Source organism: Pseudomonas sp. MBLB4136 (assembly GCF_051904765.1).
Taxonomy (GTDB): domain Bacteria; phylum Pseudomonadota; class Gammaproteobacteria; order Pseudomonadales; family Pseudomonadaceae; genus Aquipseudomonas.
The window spans coordinates 4,205,019-4,219,834 of record NZ_CP196713.1; the positions used below are offsets into that span (position 1 = coordinate 4,205,019).

Here is a 14,816-nt window from a genome sequence, read left to right on the forward strand (position 1 = left end):
CAGATGAACACACGCAGAGAGTTATTGCTGGGCCTGGGTGCCCTAGGTGTCACGGCGCTCGGCTGCCACGCCGGCGCCCGGGGCGGCGACCGGCGCATCCCCAATACCCGGTTGCAGACCCACACGGGCCAGACGGTGCGCTTCTACGACGACCTGGTGCGCGACAAGCTGGTGGTCATCAACATGATGTACGCCGCCTGCACCGGCATCTGCCCCACGGCCACGGCCAATCTGCGCCAGGTGTACAGGCTGCTGGGCGATCGCGCCGGCCGCGAGGTGTTTCTCTATTCGCTGAGCCTGCAACCGCAGCTGGACAGCCCAGAGGTGCTCGGGGAATACGCCAGGCAGCAGCGCATCGGCCCCGGCTGGCTGTTCCTCACCGGCGCCCCCGAGGAGGTGGAGCAGCTGCGCTACAGCCTCGGCTTCTATGACCCCGATCCGGCGCTCGACGCCGACAAGAACAGCCACACCGGCATGCTGCGCATCGGCAACGAGCGCTACCGGCGCTGGACCATGGCCCCTGCCCTGGCCACGCCCCGGCAGATCATGGGCACTATCGAGCACGTCGACATCTGAGCGCGCCACGACACGGGCCTCCTGGGCAAGCCGGACACTGCAGCCCGTTGCCCACAGAAGCGGTGGATAGCGCTGTGGATAAGCTGTACGAACAGGCGCCCGGCCCAGGCGCCGCAACGGCTCCCGGGCCTTGGCTATTTATTGAGCCATTTCAACAAGATAGGTAGGCAGTTAGACACAGTATCTGTGCATCGGCCTGTGGATAAGCTGTGCCCCGAGCGCCACGATCCAGCAGCCGCGGGGCATTGCCAGGGCTGGCTGTTTTTCGTCCAGCACTGCAGCAGCAGATCGGCCGCCGACTGGACGCACCGCGCGGAAACGACAACGCCCCGTTTCCGGGGCGTTGGTGAGTGCGCGCTAGCGCTTAGTGGTCGATGGCGGCTCCGGCACCACGGGGGATGCGGATGTCCTCGATGATGTGCTGGATATGATCCGGTGGCGCGGCGGTGACCTTGGAAACCACCAGCGATACCGCGAAGTTGAACAGCATGCCCAGGGTACCGATGCCCTCAGGAGAGATACCGAACCACCACTCGTTCGGGCCCGCGGTCGGGTTGATGAACTTGTAGTAGACGATATAGCTGAAGGTGAAGGCCAGGCCGACCACCATGCCGGCGATCGCCCCTTCCTTGTTCATCTTCTTGGAGAAGATGCCCATGACGATGGCCGGGAAGAACGAGGCCGCCGCCAGGCCGAAGGCGAACGCCACCACCTGGGCCACGAAGGCCGGCGGGTAGATGCCGAACAGGCCGGCCACCACCACCGCCACACCGGCGGCGATACGCGCGGCGAGCAGTTCACCCTTTTCGCTGATGTTGGGCTTGATCGCGCTCTTCAGCAGGTCGTGGGAGATCGAGGTGGAGATCACCAGCAGCAGGCCGGCCGCGGTCGACAGCGCCGCCGCCAGACCACCGGCAGCGATCAGGGCGATCACCCAGCCCGGCAGGTTGGCGATTTCCGGGTTGGCCAGAACCATGATGTCGCGGTCCACGTACAGCTCGGTGGCGGCATCGGTCGGGGCGTTGGTCACCAGGCGCTGGCCATGCTCGCCGCGTTCCTCGGCGAAGGTCGGCGCACCGGCGAACGGCGCGCCCGGGCCGTACTGGATCTTGCCGTCGCCGTTCTTGTCCAGCCAGGCGATCAGACCGGATTTCTCCCAGTTGCTGATCCACTGCGGCGCCTCCTCGTAGCTGATCCCCGGAATGGTGGTCAGCAGGTTGGTGCGGGCGAACGCGGCCACGGCCGGCGCGGTGGTGTAGAGGATGGCGATGAACAGCAGCGCATAACCGGCGGACTGACGGGCCGCGCGCACGGTCGGGGTGGTGAAGAAGCGCACGATCACGTGGGGCAGGCCGGCGGTACCGACCATCAGCGCCATGGTGATGAAGAACACGTCGATGGTCGACTTGCTGCCGTCGGTGTAGGTGCCGAAGCCCAGCTCGGTGCCCAGGCCGTTGAGGCGCTCGAGCACCGACTGACCGGTACCGGTGACCTCGCTGCCGAAGCCCAGCTGCGGGATCGGGTTGCCGGTGATCAGCATGGAGATGTAAATCGCCGGCACCATGTAGGCGAAGATCATCACGCAGTACTGCGCCACCTGGGTGTAGGTGATGCCCTTCATGCCACCGAGTACCGAGTAGAAGAACACGATACACATGCCGATGACCACGCCGGTGTTGATGTCCACTTCCAGGTAGCGGGAGAAGACGATACCGACGCCGCGCATCTGCCCGGCCACGTAGGTGAAGGAGATGAAGATCACGCACACCACCGCCACCAGGCGCGCGGTCTGCGAGTAGTAACGCTCACCGATAAAGTCCGGCACGGTGAACTTGCCGAACTTGCGCAGGTAGGGCGCCAGGCACATGGCCAGGAGCACGTAGCCACCGGTCCAGCCCATCAGGTAGACGCTACCGTCGAGGCCGACGAAGGAGATGATCCCGGCCATGGAAATGAACGATGCCGCACTCATCCAGTCGGCGCCGGTGGCCATGCCGTTGAGCACCGGGTGTACGCCCTTGCTGGCGACGTAGTACTCGCTGGTGGAGCCGGCACGGGTCCACAGCGCGATGCCGATATAGAGCGCGAATGTCGCGCCGACGAACAGGTAGATCAGGGTTTGGGTATCCATGCTCGGCGCCTTTAGTCTTCGTGGACGTCGTGTTTGCGGTCGTACTGATTCATCTTCCACACGTAGAAGAAGATCATCACCACGAACACGTAGATGGAACCCTGCTGGGCGAACCAGAAGCCCAGGGGGAAGCCGAAGAACTGGATGGCGTTGAGCTGTTCGACGAACAGGATCCCGCAGCCGAACGACACCGTGAACCAGATGGCCAGCAGTATCAGCATCAGCCGCAGGTTGTCTTTCCAATAGGCTTTGGCAGCCTCTTCTTTGCTAGCGGACATGAGGTGCTCCTCAAGGGTTTTTGTTGTTTTACGCATTCAACATAGCAGTCCCCGCGATGACCGATAACGCGACTTTGGTCGAAGGCCATACCGCCGCTCGCTGCACCGGTCACGCCGGTGCCCGGCGCGCCGCCACGGCGCCATGCCCGGCGCAGTCCAAGCTGGGCCGCCGCCGCCCAGGCTGCTAGGCTGGGCCGGCTAGCGAATCGAGGAGCGCCTATGGCCACGCCCAGCATGACCCTGTTCCACTCCCCCGCCTCGCCCTTCGTGCGCAAGGTCCTGGTGCTGCTGCACGAGACCGGCCAGCGCGAACGGGTGCAACTGGAGGAGGTGCAGCTGACCCCGGTCAGCCCCAGCGCGACGCTCAACGCGCACAACCCGGCCGGCAAGATTCCCGCCCTGCGCCTGGCCGACGGCAACGTGCTGTTCGACAGCCGGGTGATCCTCGAGTACCTCGACCAGCAGCACGTCGGCGAGCCGCTGATCCCGCCGTGCGGGGCCGCGCGCTGGCGCCGCCTGACCCTGGCAGCGCTGGCCGATGCCATCCTCGATGCCGCCGTGGGCATGCGCTACGAGAGCTTCCTGCGCCCGGAGGACAAGCGCTGGCCGCAATGGCTCGCGGCCCAGGGCGAGAAGATCGAGCGTTCCCTGCGGCAGTTCGAGGAACAGGGCATCGCCGAGCTGAGCAGCCGCTTCGACATCGCTGCCATCGGCCTGGCCTGCGCCCTCGGCTACCTGGACTTACGCCAGCCCGAGCTGGACTGGCGCCAGCGCTTTCCGCAGCTGGCCGCCTGGTTCGCCGAGGTCAGCCTGCGCCCCTCGATGCAGGCGACCCTGCCGCCGGCCTGAATCGGCAGCCGCACCCCGGCGGCACAAACAGCCGGGCGATGCGCCGCGCCAGCAGGCGTCCCAGCCGCACGTCCTCGCGCAGGCCGACATGCCCGCTCATGGCCGATACCACAGGTGGAAGAAACCCAGGGCCATCAGCAGGGCGCACTGGCCCAGGACGAAGCAGGCGGTAAATTGCAGTACGACACGCATGGCGATTCCCTCCAGCAAGGGCGCGACCTGGGCCGCGCCCGGCTCCTCAGGCCTGGTTGAGCGGACTGCTGCCGACGTTGCGCCCCACGCCGTACCAGTCCAGCTTGCGGGTCAGCACCATCACCCCGCCGAGCACGCCGAACACCAGCAGCGAGCCCATCAGCAGGGCATAGTCCTCGCTGCTGAGCAGCCCGTAGAGCAGGGCATAGAGCGCCGCAAGCAGCGCGCCGAAACCTGTCCCGCGCAGGCGGCTGTGCAGCACATGGCTGACGTAGAAGGCGTTCAGGGCCACGCAGGCCAGCGCCGACAGGCCGTAGGCCAGGGCGAAGCCCAGGTGCTCGGACAGCGACAGCAGCAGCAGGTAGAACAGCGCCAGGGACAGGCCGACCAGGGCGTACTGCACCGGATGCACGGCCAAACGCTTGAGCACCTCGAACAGGAAGAACATCGCGAAGGTCAGGGCGATGAACAGCAGCGCATACTTGATCGCCCGGTCGGTCTTCAGGTAGTGGTCCACCGGATCGACGAAGCTGACCCCGAAGCTGCGGCCGGACAGCGCCTGGCAGTCGCCCTTGCGCACGCAGTCCTGCAGGCCCTGCTCCAGGTTGGTGGCGAAGAAGCTGGTCTGCCACTGCGCCAGGAAGCCCTCGGCGGTCACCTCGCGCCGGCTTGGCAGGTACTCGCCGACGAAGCTCGGATGGGGCCAGTCGGCGCGCAGCTCGACCCGGCTGTCGCGGCCCACCGGGGTGATGTCCAGCTGCTCGGTGCCCTGCAGCTCGAGGTTGAAGGCGAACTCCAGCAGCTGGCCGCCCTGGCTGTCCAGGGCCGGCAAGGGCGCGTGCACGCCGGGGCCGAAGCGCTCGTCGCCGCTGCCCGGCGCGAAGCCAAGGCTCTGGCCATTGAGGCGCAGCTGCAGGTCATTGCCGATACCACGCACATCGCTGATGCCCACCGCGAGAAACGGCCGGGCGAAACTGTACAGGCCCAGATCGTCGCCCAGCCCCAGGCGCGCCGGCAGCTTGAAGGCGCCGCTGATGCGGTTGTCGCTGCGGTACAGCAACGCCTCGTAGATGCCCCGCGCACGTCGCTCGGTGGTCACCTCGCCGTTGAGCACGAAGCGCTCCGGCAGGAAGTACAGACGCCCGCGGGACTGCTGCTGCTCCTGATAGCGCTCCCCGCTTTGTTTGTGGGTTTTCCACTCCAGCCAGGTCTTGGTGTAGGGCAGCACCAGGATCGGCCCGCTGATCCGCTGGCGGTAGCTGGAGCTGCGGGCGATGTCCTGCAGCACGCCGGCGCGCTGGTATTGGCGATCGCCGACCAGGCCATCGATCATCGACAGGGGGATCAGCAACAACAGGATCAGCAGGGCAATGGTGCCCAGTTTGAAAGCCAGGATTCGGTTCATGGCGCAGCGCTCCGCAGTGACTAAGGTAGGCGGAGTCTGGCCAGGCCATGGGGTGGTTTTATGCTGGCACGGTGGAGATTGCGTGGAGATTGTGCGTGCGCCGGGTTACGTGCCCAGGCGCTATTCGCCGCGGATGTACTGCTCCAGCTGCTGGATCAGGCGGGCTTGCTCGGCGATGGTTTCCTTGACCAGGTCGCCGATCGACAGCAGGCCGATCAGCTCGCCCTCGGCCATCACCGGCAGGTGGCGCAGGTGGCGGTCGGTCATCAGCTGCATGCACTCCTGGGCCGTCTGGCTCGGGCCGACGGTGATCACCTCGGCAGTCATGATCTCGCTGACCTGGGCGGAGAAGGCCGAGCGCTCGAGCAGGGCCACCTTGCGCGCGTAATCGCGCTCACTGACGATGCCCGCCAGGCGCCCGTTGTGCAGCACCACCAGGGCGCCGATGCCCTTCTCGGCCATCAGCTTGATGGCGTCGAGCACCGTTGTAGTGGGGCTGACGCTATGGACCGCGGCGGACTGCTTGCTGCGAAGAATCTCGGCGACTGTTTTCATACGTGACTTCCCGGGGCTGTGGAGGGGCGCGCCACGAGGCATGGGCCGCGGTGCGCCGCCTTCAATGATAGCCAATGCAGTGGGCCCTCGAGGTCCTGTTCGCCCGCGCAGAAACTCGGTAGTCTGCCCCCGCCAACGCGCGGGCGGCACGGCGCACAGGCGGCGTTGCCCGCAACCGCCGCAGCCGGGCCATACTTGCAGCGGCGCATGCCGCCCCGCGCCGCACGGGCGGCACCGACCGCCCCCCGGTCTCGGGGCACGAACCTTCTTATGTTTCTAGCGCGAACCTGGGCCTTATGAAGTCGACCGAACCTGACGCTCGCCACAGCAAAGACAGCCGCAGCGACAGCGAACAGATCATCCAGGCGCTGGAGAGCGGCAAGAACAAGCGCGTGCGCAAGCTGCTGGGGCGCATGCACCCGGCCAAGGTAGCCGCCATGCTCGAGTTGCTCGAGGACGAGCCGCGCCTGGCCCTGTGGCAGCAGATCGACCCGGCGCGCGAAGGGCGGGTGCTGCCGCACCTGAGCATCAAGCTGCGCCGGCAGCTGGCCGGGGAGTCGGCCGATGCGCAGCAGGCCAAGCAGGACGCGACCCTGGACAGCGGCCAAGGCGAGATCAACCACCTGGAGGCCATCCGCGACGCCCTGGGCCTGAAGAAGCTCAAGCGGGTCGGCAAGATCCTCCACCGCATGCACCCGGCCAAGGTCGCCGGCCTGCTCGAGGCGCTGCCGCCGGAGGAACGGCGCAGCGTCTGGAGCATGGTCGAGACGGAACGGGCCGGCAAGGTGCTGACCTACCTGCACGACGAGATCCGCATCGCCCTGGCCCTGGAGCTCGACCTCGACGACCTGATCGCCTCGGCCAGTCACCTGGAGCTCGACGATCGCGTCGACCTGATCCAGACCCTGCCCTCCGAGCTGGGCGCCAAGCTGCTGCACGCCAGCAGTGCCAGCCAGCGCAGCCAGCTCGAGTCGATGCTGGCCTACCCGGAGGACTCGGCCGGCGGCCTGATGAACGCCGACGCGATCCAGATCCGCGCCGACGTCAGGGTCAGCACCGTGCTGCGCTACCTGCGCCTACTGGAAACCCTGCCGCCGCAGACCGACCTGCTGATGGTGGTCGACCGCAAGGGCCACTACCAGGGCGGGCTGCGCCTGAGCGTGCTGGTCACCGCGGACCTCGACCGGGCCGTGGCGGAGTTGCTGGACAGCGCCATCGTCGGCATCGCCGCCGACGCCAGTGGCAGCGAGGTCGACCAGGTCTTCAAGGAGCTCAACCTGCTGTCCGCCCCGGTGGTGGACGAACACAACCGGGTGATCGGCCGAATCACCCTGGACGACGTGGCCGACCTTATGCGCGAGGACTCCGAGCGCACCCTGATGCAGATGGCCGGTCTGGACGATGAGGCCGACATCTTCGCCCCGGTGCTGGTCAGCTCGCGCCGCCGCGCGGTCTGGCTGGGCATCAACCTGATCACCGCCTTCAGCGCCGCCTGGGTGATCGGCCTGTTCCAGGCCACCCTCGAACAACTGGTCGCGCTCGCCGTGCTGATGCCCATAGTGGCGAGCATGGGCGGCATCGCCGGCAGCCAGACCCTGACCCTGGTGATCCGCGGCCTGGCCCTGGGCCAGGTGCAGAAGGGCAACTTCCGCATCCTGCTCAACCGCGAGCTGGGCATCTCCATCCTCAATGGCGTGCTCTGGGCCGTGGTCATCGCCCTGCTGGCGGTCGCCTGGTTCGGCCACTGGGGCCTGGGGGCGGTGCTCGGCAGCGCCATCCTGATCAACCTGCTGTGCGCGGCGCTGGCGGGCTGGGGAATCCCCCTGCTGCTCGAGCGCATGGGCATCGACCCGGCCCTGGCCGGCAGCGTAATCCTCACCACCGTGACCGACATCGTCGGCTTCTTCGCCTTCCTCGGCCTGGCCAGCCTGCTGCTGTTGTAAGGCGGAGCTCAGACGCGCGGCAGGCTCAACATGACCTCGACCCCGCCCTCGACATTGCCGATCTGCAGCGCGCCGCCGTGCAGCGTCGCCACCTCCTGCACGAAGTTCAGCCCCAGGCCGCTGCTCTTGCGCCCGCCGCCGGGGCGCGGCAGGGAGTAGAAACGCTCGCACAGGCGCGCCAGGGCGTAGGAAGGAATGGCCTCGGCCTGATTGAACAGGCGCAGTTCGACCTGCCCGTCGCGAACCTCGGCACTGCAACGGATCAAGCCGCCCTCGGGGGTGAAGTCCAGGGCGTTGTCCAGCAGGTTGGCCAGGGCCTGGCGCAGCAGGAAGCGCTCGCCGCGCACCGCCAGGTCGGCCGCAATCCGCTGTTCGATGCGCAGGCCGGCGCGCTGGATACGGGCCTGCTGGGCCTGCAGCAACGCCGCGAACAGCTCGCCCAGCGGCACCCTGACCCGCTCCTCCAGGCCCTGGCGCTGCTCCACCTGAGCCAGGTGCAGCAGGCGCTCGATCAGCTGCTGCATGCGCCCGGCTTCCTGGTCGATGTTGCCGACGAAGCGGCGCCGCTGTTCGGCCGGCATCTCGCCGTCGAGCAGCTCGGCGGCGCCGCGAATCGCCGCCAGCGGGCTCTTCAGCTCGTGGGTCAGGGTGTGCACATAGCGCTCGACGTAGGCCTTGCCCTCCAGTTCGGTGCGCATGCGTTCGAGGGCCTGGGCCAGTTGCGCCAGTTCGCCGCCGTGCAGACTCGGCAGCTCGGCGCGCTGGCCGGCGCTGACGGCCTGGGCGTAGCGGGTCAGCTGGCGCAGCGAGCCGCTCAGCCACCAGGACAGCAACGCGCCGACCAGCAGGCCAAGGCCGATCAGGCCGGCGCCGAGCCAGCCCAGCCGCTGCTGGGAACGGTCGATATAGGGCTGCAGGCTGCGGTTCGGCTTGGCCACCGAGACCACCCCGATGATCCGCTCGCCGTCCCTGATCGGCGCCGCCACGTACATCACCGAGGAGTCCGGGTCGCTCGGGTCCTCGCGGCTGGAGCGGGCGCCGTACTGGCCACGCAGGGTGAGGAACACGTCGTTCCAGCGCGAATAGTCCTGGCCCACGGCGACGCCGCTGGAGTCGAGCAGGACGATGCCGGCGGCGTCGGTGACATAGATGCGGTGATTGACCTGGCTCTTCTCCACGCCCCAGATCTGCGCCTGCGGCCGGCGCCGACCGTAGGCCTCGAGCAGCGCCGGCAGGCGGCTCTGCGCCAGGCTGCCGGCCTTGACCTCGTGGCGCAGGATCTCCGCCAGCAGGTTGGCGGTATCCACCAAGGTCTCCTCGGTGGACTGGCGCACCCCGGGGCGGATCTCGTCCATCACGGTACTGAGCACGAACCAGCCGGCCAGGCCGACGAACAGGAAGTAGACCAGGAAGATGCGCACGCCCAGGGGCATCTCAGCGCTCCGGGCTGCAGCTGTAGCCCAGGCCGCGATGGGTCTGGATCGGTTCGCGGTCGGCGGCGACCTGGCGCAGCTTGGCGCGCAGGCTCTTGATATGGCTGTCGATGCTGCGCTCGTAGCCGGCCTCGCTGGCCACGCCCAGGGCGTCGAGCAGCTGCTCGCGGGAAAACACCCGCTCGGGCTGCGCCAGCAGGGCCTGCAGCAGGCGGAACTCGTGGCGGGTCAGGGCCAGCACCTGGCCCAGGTAGTGGATCTGAAAGCGCTGGGTATCGACCCGAAAGGCACCCTCTGCGAGCGGCGCCGGCTCGACCGCACGCGGCCCGACCGAATGCGGCCCAACCGATCGCGGCCCGACCCGCTTGAGGATGGCCTTGACCCTTGCCGCCACCTCGCGCGGGCTGAAGGGCTTGACCACATAGTCGTCGGCGCCGATCTCCAGCCCCACCACCCGGTCGATCTCGGCGTCGCGCGCGGTGAGGAAGATCACCGGCACCTCGGAGAAGCGCCGCAGGCGCTTGCACGCCTCGAAACCGCTGATGTCCGGCAGGCCGACATCGAGAATCACCAGGTCGAAGGGCTCACAGGCCAGCCGCTCGAGCGCCTCGCCGGCCAGGCTCAGCCAGCTGGTGGCGAAGCCCTCGGCCTGCAGGGCATAGACCAGGGTGTCGGCGATCGCGGCTTCGTCTTCGACGATCAGAATATGCGGCATGGCGTCCTGCTCTCGGGCAACTCGGCGAGGAGCCTGCGGCAGCCGGGCGCAGGCGTCAACCTCGGAACATGCCGGTAGGGTGCGCCGTGCGCACCAGGGCCTAGGCTGCCTGGGTGCGGTTCAGGCGGTGCGCAGGGCGCACCCTACTGATGGCGGCGCGCCGGCTAATCGAGTTTGAAGCGCCCGGTATTCTGCGCCAGCTCCTGGCTGCCGCGGCGCAGCTGCTCGGCGGCACTGCTAACCGCCTGGGCACCATCGAGCAGGGCACTGGCGGCCTGGTCGACCTGCTGAATACTGCCGCTGACCTCGTCGGCGGTGGCCGCCTGCTGCTCGGCGGCGGTGGCGATCTGCGCCAGGCGGTCGCTGACCCGCTGCACCGACTGGACGATGCCGTCGAGGTCCTCGCCCATGGCCAGCACGCTGCCGACATCGCCCTCGGCCTGGCGCACGGCTTCCTCCATCAGGCCCACCGACTGACCGACCACCCGGTGCAGGTCGGCGACGGTCTGGGCGATTTCCGCGGTGGAGTTCTGCGTGCGCTGCGACAGCGAGCGCACCTCGTCGGCGACCACGGCGAAACCGCGGCCCTGATCGCCCGCCCGCGCCGCCTCGATGGCAGCGTTGAGCGCCAGCAGGTTGGTCTGCTCGGCGATGCCCTTGATCACATCCACCACCCGAGTGATCTGCTCGGTCTGCTCGCGCAGCTGCTGCAACGCCGCCGCGCTGTCGCCCAGGCGGCTGCTCAGCTGGCGCATGCTGGCACTGGTGCGGGCGCTGCGCTGGTTGCTCTGATTGGCGATCTCGCGGGTGTGGCCGGCCTCGACCGCCGCCTCCTCGCAGCTCTGCGCGACGCTCTGGGCGGTGGCGGCCATCTGCGTGGCGGCAGTGGCGATCTGGCTCATCTGCCCCTGCTGCTGCTCCACCGCGCTCAGGGCGTTCTGCGCCTGACCGCTGAGCGCCTGCACCGTGCCACCGAGCTGCTCGCTCTCCCGGTTGACCCCCTGCAGCGAACCGCGCAATTGCGCTACCGCGGTGTTCAAGGCCATCGCGATGCCGGCCAGGTCGTCGGCGCCGTGCACCTGCATCTGCACGCGCAGGTCGCCGTCGCGCAGGCCTTGGGCAGCCTGGATGATGCCGGCGGTGCTACGGCGGATCGAGGCGTTCAGGCACAGCAGCACATAGAGCGCCAGCAGGGTCAGCCCGACGAACAGGCCGACCACCTGGAGCATGGCCGCCTGCGCGTCACGCCGATAGTCGCCCAGGCTCGCGGCGAACTGCCGATAGAGCGCCTGCTGCAGCGCCTGCAGGGGCTGGTGCAGTGCCTCGGTGCGCTGCACCAGCTGCTCGGGGCTGAGGCTCATGGGACTGGCTTCGAACATGTCGCGATCGACCTCGGCGAGAAACCGCTCGAGGCCGCTCAGGGCCTGGGCGAAAGGCTCATGAAGCGTGCGCATCAGTTCCGGGGCGCTCTGTTCCAGGGCCTGCTGCGCCTTGACCAGCTGGCTCTGCGACTCCTCCAGGCCACGGCGCAGCTCGCCGATCAGCAGGCGGTTCTGCAGGGTGAAGCGCTGCGACAGCACCGCGCCATAGCCATGGGCGACGAAACTGCCGAGGCGCTCCAGCACGAGCGGCAGGGTCAGGGTCAGCTGCTCGGTGAGCAGCGCCGTGTCGAGGTCAGCGGCGAGAATCAGGCCGCTGTCGGTGGCCAGTTGCTCACGCAGCACGGCCAGTTGCATCAGGGTGCTTTGGTAACGCTCCAGGGCGTCCGGTAACGCCATCTTGCCCAAGGCCTCGGCGCTCAGCTGCGGCCGCGCGCCCTGCACCGCCTTCAACTGGCTGGCCGCCATCTGGCTCGGCCGGCCGGCGGCCTGGGCCCGGGCCGCCTGCTCCAGCGCCTGGTCGAGCGCGCTGGCGTGCTGCCGCAGCAACGGCTCGGCCGACGCGTCGGTGCCCTTCCAGCGCGACAACAGGGTCTGCTGCTCGATCAGTGCCTGCTGCACCGCGGCCAGCCCCTGTACCCCCTGCATGCCCTCGAGCTTGCGGTCGAGCAGCTCCAGGCGCGCCAGATGGTCGCTGCTGATGCCCCATAGCGCATAGGCCAGCGGCAGCACGAACAGGACGAACAACAGCTGAAACTTGCGCGCAAAGCTGAAACGCTCCAGCAGGCGCACACCTGGCTTCAGTACTCCGGTCATAGCGATTTCTCTCCGAATCCAGGCCGCGACCGGCAAGGGCGGCGGCAAAGGCCGACAACGAAGCAATAATTACGCCGGACCGCCGCAACCGACCGCTGTAGAGCCCCGGCCGCGCAGGCGGTCACTAGACATGTCGGAAAACCGGCGGTGGTCACCCGGCTGGGCATCGGCGGGAGGGTCAGCGGCCCGGCAACCCCGTCCACAGCTCGTCCAGGTTGCGAAAGCCCCACTCGGCCGCCGACTCGCGACCGATGATGCGCTCGCGACCGGCCAGCTTGCTCAGGTCGATGACCTCCTGGGGGATCGGCTGCTTGCTCTTGGCCGAGAAGAACACCTTGACCATCGGCGTCAGCAGGGAATGCTCATGCTGCTCCAGCACCACCCCCAGGCGTCCGCTCTGCAGCCGCACCAGCGACCCGGTGGGGTAGATGCCCACGGTCCTGACGAAGGCCTGGAACACCCGCTCGTCGAAGTGACCTTTCCAGCCGGCCATCTTGCGGATCGACTCGGCCGGCTCCCAGCCAGCCTTGTAGGGACGGTCCGAGGTGATCGCATCGTACACGTCGCAGACCGCCCCCATCCGCGCGAGCAGGCTGATCTGCTCGCCCTCCAGGCGGTGCGGGTAGCCACTGCCGTCGACCTTCTCGTGGTGGTGCAGGCAGACGTCGAGCACCAGGGAACCGACCTGCTGGCTGTCCTGCAGGATGCGCGCGCCAGCCTCGGGGTGAGCGCGCACGGTGGCGAACTCGCTGTCGCTCAGCTTGCCCGGTTTGTTTAGCACCTCCGGGGGCAGGCGCATCTTGCCGATATCATGCAGCAGCCCAGCCATGCCGGCCTCGCGCACCTGCTCCTCCGCCAGCTTGAGCTCGCGCGCCAGGGCGATCATCAGCGCACACACCGCCACCGAGTGCATGTAGGTGTACTCGTCGGCGTGCTTGAGCCGCGCCAGGCTGATCAACGCGCTGGGCTGACGCAGGATCGAGGCGGAAATCTCGTCGACCAGCTCGCCCACCTGATCGACCTCCACGGCCCGCCCCATGCGCGCGTCTCCGAACATCGCCATCACCGCGGCCTTGGAGCTGTCGCACAGTTTGGCAGCGCGCTGGATCTCCTCCTCCAGGGCACGTTTGCCGGCTGGCGGCGCCGCCTCGGGTGTGGGCGCGGCGGCCAGCAATACCGCCTCGGTCTCGTCCTGATCCTGCTCCAGCGTCTTACCGCTCGGTAGGTCCAGGCCCCGTCCGGTGTCGATCCACACCTCGCGGATGCCACTGTCGAGGATGCGCTGCAGATCCTTGCCGCTGTTGAGCAGGAACCTGGTCTTCCAGAATGGATGCTCCATCCAGGAGCCGCATAGCTCATGGATGAACATGCCTTGGAGCAATTCGGTGACTGGAATGCGTTTGAGCACGGCAAGATTCCACTGCACGGACCGATGAACGGGGTAAGCATAAGCCATAGATGTGGATGCCTGGCGCCGCGCCGGGGATTTTCTGCCGCCGTTGCCCCGGGCGACTTGGTGGCCGCGCGCGGTCTGCTTATCATGACCTGTCCCAAGCCGCGCACCACAAGGAGTAGCCATGCGCCGCCTGCTGACCGGTCTGAGCGTCACCCTGCTGCTCGTGCTCAATACCCTGGTCCTGATCGGCCCGCTGCTGCTGATCGCCCTGGGCAAGTTCGCCCTGCCCGGCCGCCGGTTGAAGGCCGCCAGTTCGCGCGGGGTGATGTGGGTCGCCGAAACCTGGGCCGAGTTCAACAAGCTGATCTTCGCCAGCCTGCTGCCCACCGTCTGGGATATCCGCGGCGGTGCCGAGCTGCGCCAGGACACCTCCTACCTGGTGATCAGCAACCACCAGTCCTGGGTCGACATTCCCGCCCTGGTGCAGGCGTTCAACCGCAAGACGCCCTATTTCAAGTTCTTCCTCAAGCAGCAGCTGATCTGGGTTCCGCTGCTCGGCCTGGCTTTCTGGGCGCTCGACTATCCCTTCATGAGACGCTACTCCAAGGCCTTCCTGGCCAAGCACCCGGAACTCAAGGGGCAGGACCTGGCCATCACCAGGCGCGCCTGCGAGAAGTTCCGCGAGCTGCCGGTGACCGTGGTCAATTACCTGGAAGGCACCCGCTTCACTCCGGCCAAGCATGCCCAGCAGGGTTCGCCCTACCGCTACCTGCTCAAACCCAAGGCCGGCGGCGTGGCCTTCGTCCTGGCGGCCCTGGGCGAACAGCTGGACGCGGTGCTGGACGTCACCCTGGTCTACCCCGGGCCGCGCATTCCGGGCTTCTGGCAGCTGATCAGCGGCCAGGTGCCCAGGGTCATCGTCGACATCCACATCCGCGCCCTCGACCCGGCGCTGTGGCAGGGCGACTACGAGAACGACGCGGCGTTTCGCCGCCAGGTGCAGGACTGGGTGAGCCTGCTGTGGCGCGAGAAGGACCAGCGCATCGCGCGCCTGCGCGGCGAGACGCTGGACGAGGCGATAGACGCCGTCGAAGCCTAGGGACACCGGGCTTCACGCTGGCCGGGCATTATCGCCAGGCACAAAAAAG

The 14,816-nt window shown here is 67.7% G+C and carries 12 protein-coding genes; 4 read left to right on the forward strand and 8 right to left on the reverse strand.

The annotated features are described in order from the left end of the window. Nucleotides 1-3 precede the first annotated feature (3 nt). Nucleotides 4-576, forward strand: coding sequence for an SCO family protein (locus tag ACSX1D_RS19350; protein WP_439860010.1), 573 nt, complete (start codon nt 4-6; stop codon nt 574-576). A gap of 364 nt (nt 577-940) precedes the next feature. Here ACSX1D_RS19350 and ACSX1D_RS19355 read toward each other — a convergent pair whose 3' ends face one another. Both ACSX1D_RS19355 and ACSX1D_RS19360 read right to left on the reverse strand, forming a co-directional pair. Then, nucleotides 941-2,707: a sodium:solute symporter family protein gene (locus ACSX1D_RS19355; protein ID WP_439860011.1), complete on the reverse strand. Its 1,767-nt coding sequence runs from the start codon at nt 2,705-2,707 to the stop codon at nt 941-943. 11 nt (nt 2,708-2,718) lie between these two features. Further along, the gene (locus ACSX1D_RS19360) at nt 2,719-2,985 is read right to left on the reverse strand and encodes a DUF4212 domain-containing protein (RefSeq protein WP_208707209.1); all 267 of its coding nucleotides are present in this window, start codon (nt 2,983-2,985) and stop codon (nt 2,719-2,721) included. Between the two features lie 219 nt (nt 2,986-3,204). Here ACSX1D_RS19360 and ACSX1D_RS19365 point away from each other — a divergent pair, with 219 nt between their 5' ends. Beyond that, nucleotides 3,205-3,834 (forward strand): glutathione S-transferase family protein, encoded by a 630-nt coding sequence (locus ACSX1D_RS19365; protein ID WP_439860012.1) that lies wholly within the window; start codon nt 3,205-3,207, stop codon nt 3,832-3,834. A gap of 238 nt (nt 3,835-4,072) precedes the next feature. Here the strand turns inward: ACSX1D_RS19365 and creD are convergent, their stop codons facing one another. Then, entirely contained in the window at nt 4,073-5,431 is a 1,359-nt protein-coding gene (gene creD, locus ACSX1D_RS19370) for a cell envelope integrity protein CreD (protein WP_439860013.1), read from the reverse strand. 120 nt (nt 5,432-5,551) lie between these two features. Then, nucleotides 5,552-5,986 (reverse strand): CBS domain-containing protein, encoded by a 435-nt coding sequence (locus ACSX1D_RS19375; protein ID WP_208707214.1) that lies wholly within the window; start codon nt 5,984-5,986, stop codon nt 5,552-5,554. Nucleotides 5,987-6,282: 296 nt separating this feature from the next. Here ACSX1D_RS19375 and mgtE point away from each other — a divergent pair, with 296 nt between their 5' ends. Then, on the forward strand, nt 6,283-7,929 hold the full coding sequence (gene mgtE / locus ACSX1D_RS19380; RefSeq protein WP_439860014.1) for a magnesium transporter: 1,647 nt from the start codon (nt 6,283-6,285) through the stop codon (nt 7,927-7,929). 8 nt (nt 7,930-7,937) lie between these two features. Here mgtE and creC read toward each other — a convergent pair whose 3' ends face one another. The 4 genes from creC to ACSX1D_RS19400 form a co-directional block, all read right to left on the reverse strand. Continuing rightward, complete coding sequence (creC, locus tag ACSX1D_RS19385; RefSeq protein ID WP_439860015.1) at nt 7,938-9,362, reverse strand: two-component system sensor histidine kinase CreC; 1,425 nt, start codon at nt 9,360-9,362, stop codon at nt 7,938-7,940. Nucleotide 9,363: 1 nt separating this feature from the next. Further along, the gene (creB, locus tag ACSX1D_RS19390; protein ID WP_439860016.1) at nt 9,364-10,077 is read right to left on the reverse strand and encodes a two-component system response regulator CreB; all 714 of its coding nucleotides are present in this window, start codon (nt 10,075-10,077) and stop codon (nt 9,364-9,366) included. 164 nt (nt 10,078-10,241) lie between these two features. Continuing rightward, nucleotides 10,242-12,272, reverse strand: coding sequence for a methyl-accepting chemotaxis protein (locus ACSX1D_RS19395; RefSeq protein ID WP_439860017.1), 2,031 nt, complete (start codon nt 12,270-12,272; stop codon nt 10,242-10,244). A 178-nt stretch (nt 12,273-12,450) separates the two neighbouring features. After that, a complete protein-coding gene (locus tag ACSX1D_RS19400; protein ID WP_439860018.1) occupies nt 12,451-13,680 on the reverse strand; it encodes an HD-GYP domain-containing protein in 1,230 nt (409 codons plus the stop codon). A gap of 169 nt (nt 13,681-13,849) precedes the next feature. Here ACSX1D_RS19400 and ACSX1D_RS19405 point away from each other — a divergent pair, with 169 nt between their 5' ends. Further along, nucleotides 13,850-14,767: an acyltransferase gene (locus ACSX1D_RS19405; protein WP_439860019.1), complete on the forward strand. Its 918-nt coding sequence runs from the start codon at nt 13,850-13,852 to the stop codon at nt 14,765-14,767. Nucleotides 14,768-14,816 lie beyond the last annotated feature (49 nt).

What these genes read in the sequence shown, in the direction of transcription:
- ACSX1D_RS19355 (WP_439860011.1), bottom strand. Translation starts at nt 2,707, where the DNA reads ATGGATACCCAAACCCTGATCTACCTGTTCGTCGGCGCGACATTCGCG.
- ACSX1D_RS19365 (WP_439860012.1), top strand. Translation starts at nt 3,205, where the DNA reads ATGGCCACGCCCAGCATGACCCTGTTCCACTCCCCCGCCTCGCCCTTC.
- creD (WP_439860013.1), bottom strand. Translation starts at nt 5,431, where the DNA reads ATGAACCGAATCCTGGCTTTCAAACTGGGCACCATTGCCCTGCTGATC.
- ACSX1D_RS19360 (WP_208707209.1), bottom strand. Translation starts at nt 2,985, where the DNA reads ATGTCCGCTAGCAAAGAAGAGGCTGCCAAAGCCTATTGGAAAGACAAC.
- mgtE (WP_439860014.1), top strand. Translation starts at nt 6,283, where the DNA reads ATGAAGTCGACCGAACCTGACGCTCGCCACAGCAAAGACAGCCGCAGC.
- ACSX1D_RS19350 (WP_439860010.1), top strand. Translation starts at nt 4, where the DNA reads ATGAACACACGCAGAGAGTTATTGCTGGGCCTGGGTGCCCTAGGTGTC.
- creB (WP_439860016.1), bottom strand. Translation starts at nt 10,077, where the DNA reads ATGCCGCATATTCTGATCGTCGAAGACGAAGCCGCGATCGCCGACACC.
- creC (WP_439860015.1), bottom strand. Translation starts at nt 9,362, where the DNA reads ATGCCCCTGGGCGTGCGCATCTTCCTGGTCTACTTCCTGTTCGTCGGC.
- ACSX1D_RS19395 (WP_439860017.1), bottom strand. Translation starts at nt 12,272, where the DNA reads ATGACCGGAGTACTGAAGCCAGGTGTGCGCCTGCTGGAGCGTTTCAGC.
- ACSX1D_RS19405 (WP_439860019.1), top strand. Translation starts at nt 13,850, where the DNA reads ATGCGCCGCCTGCTGACCGGTCTGAGCGTCACCCTGCTGCTCGTGCTC.
- ACSX1D_RS19375 (WP_208707214.1), bottom strand. Translation starts at nt 5,986, where the DNA reads ATGAAAACAGTCGCCGAGATTCTTCGCAGCAAGCAGTCCGCCGCGGTC.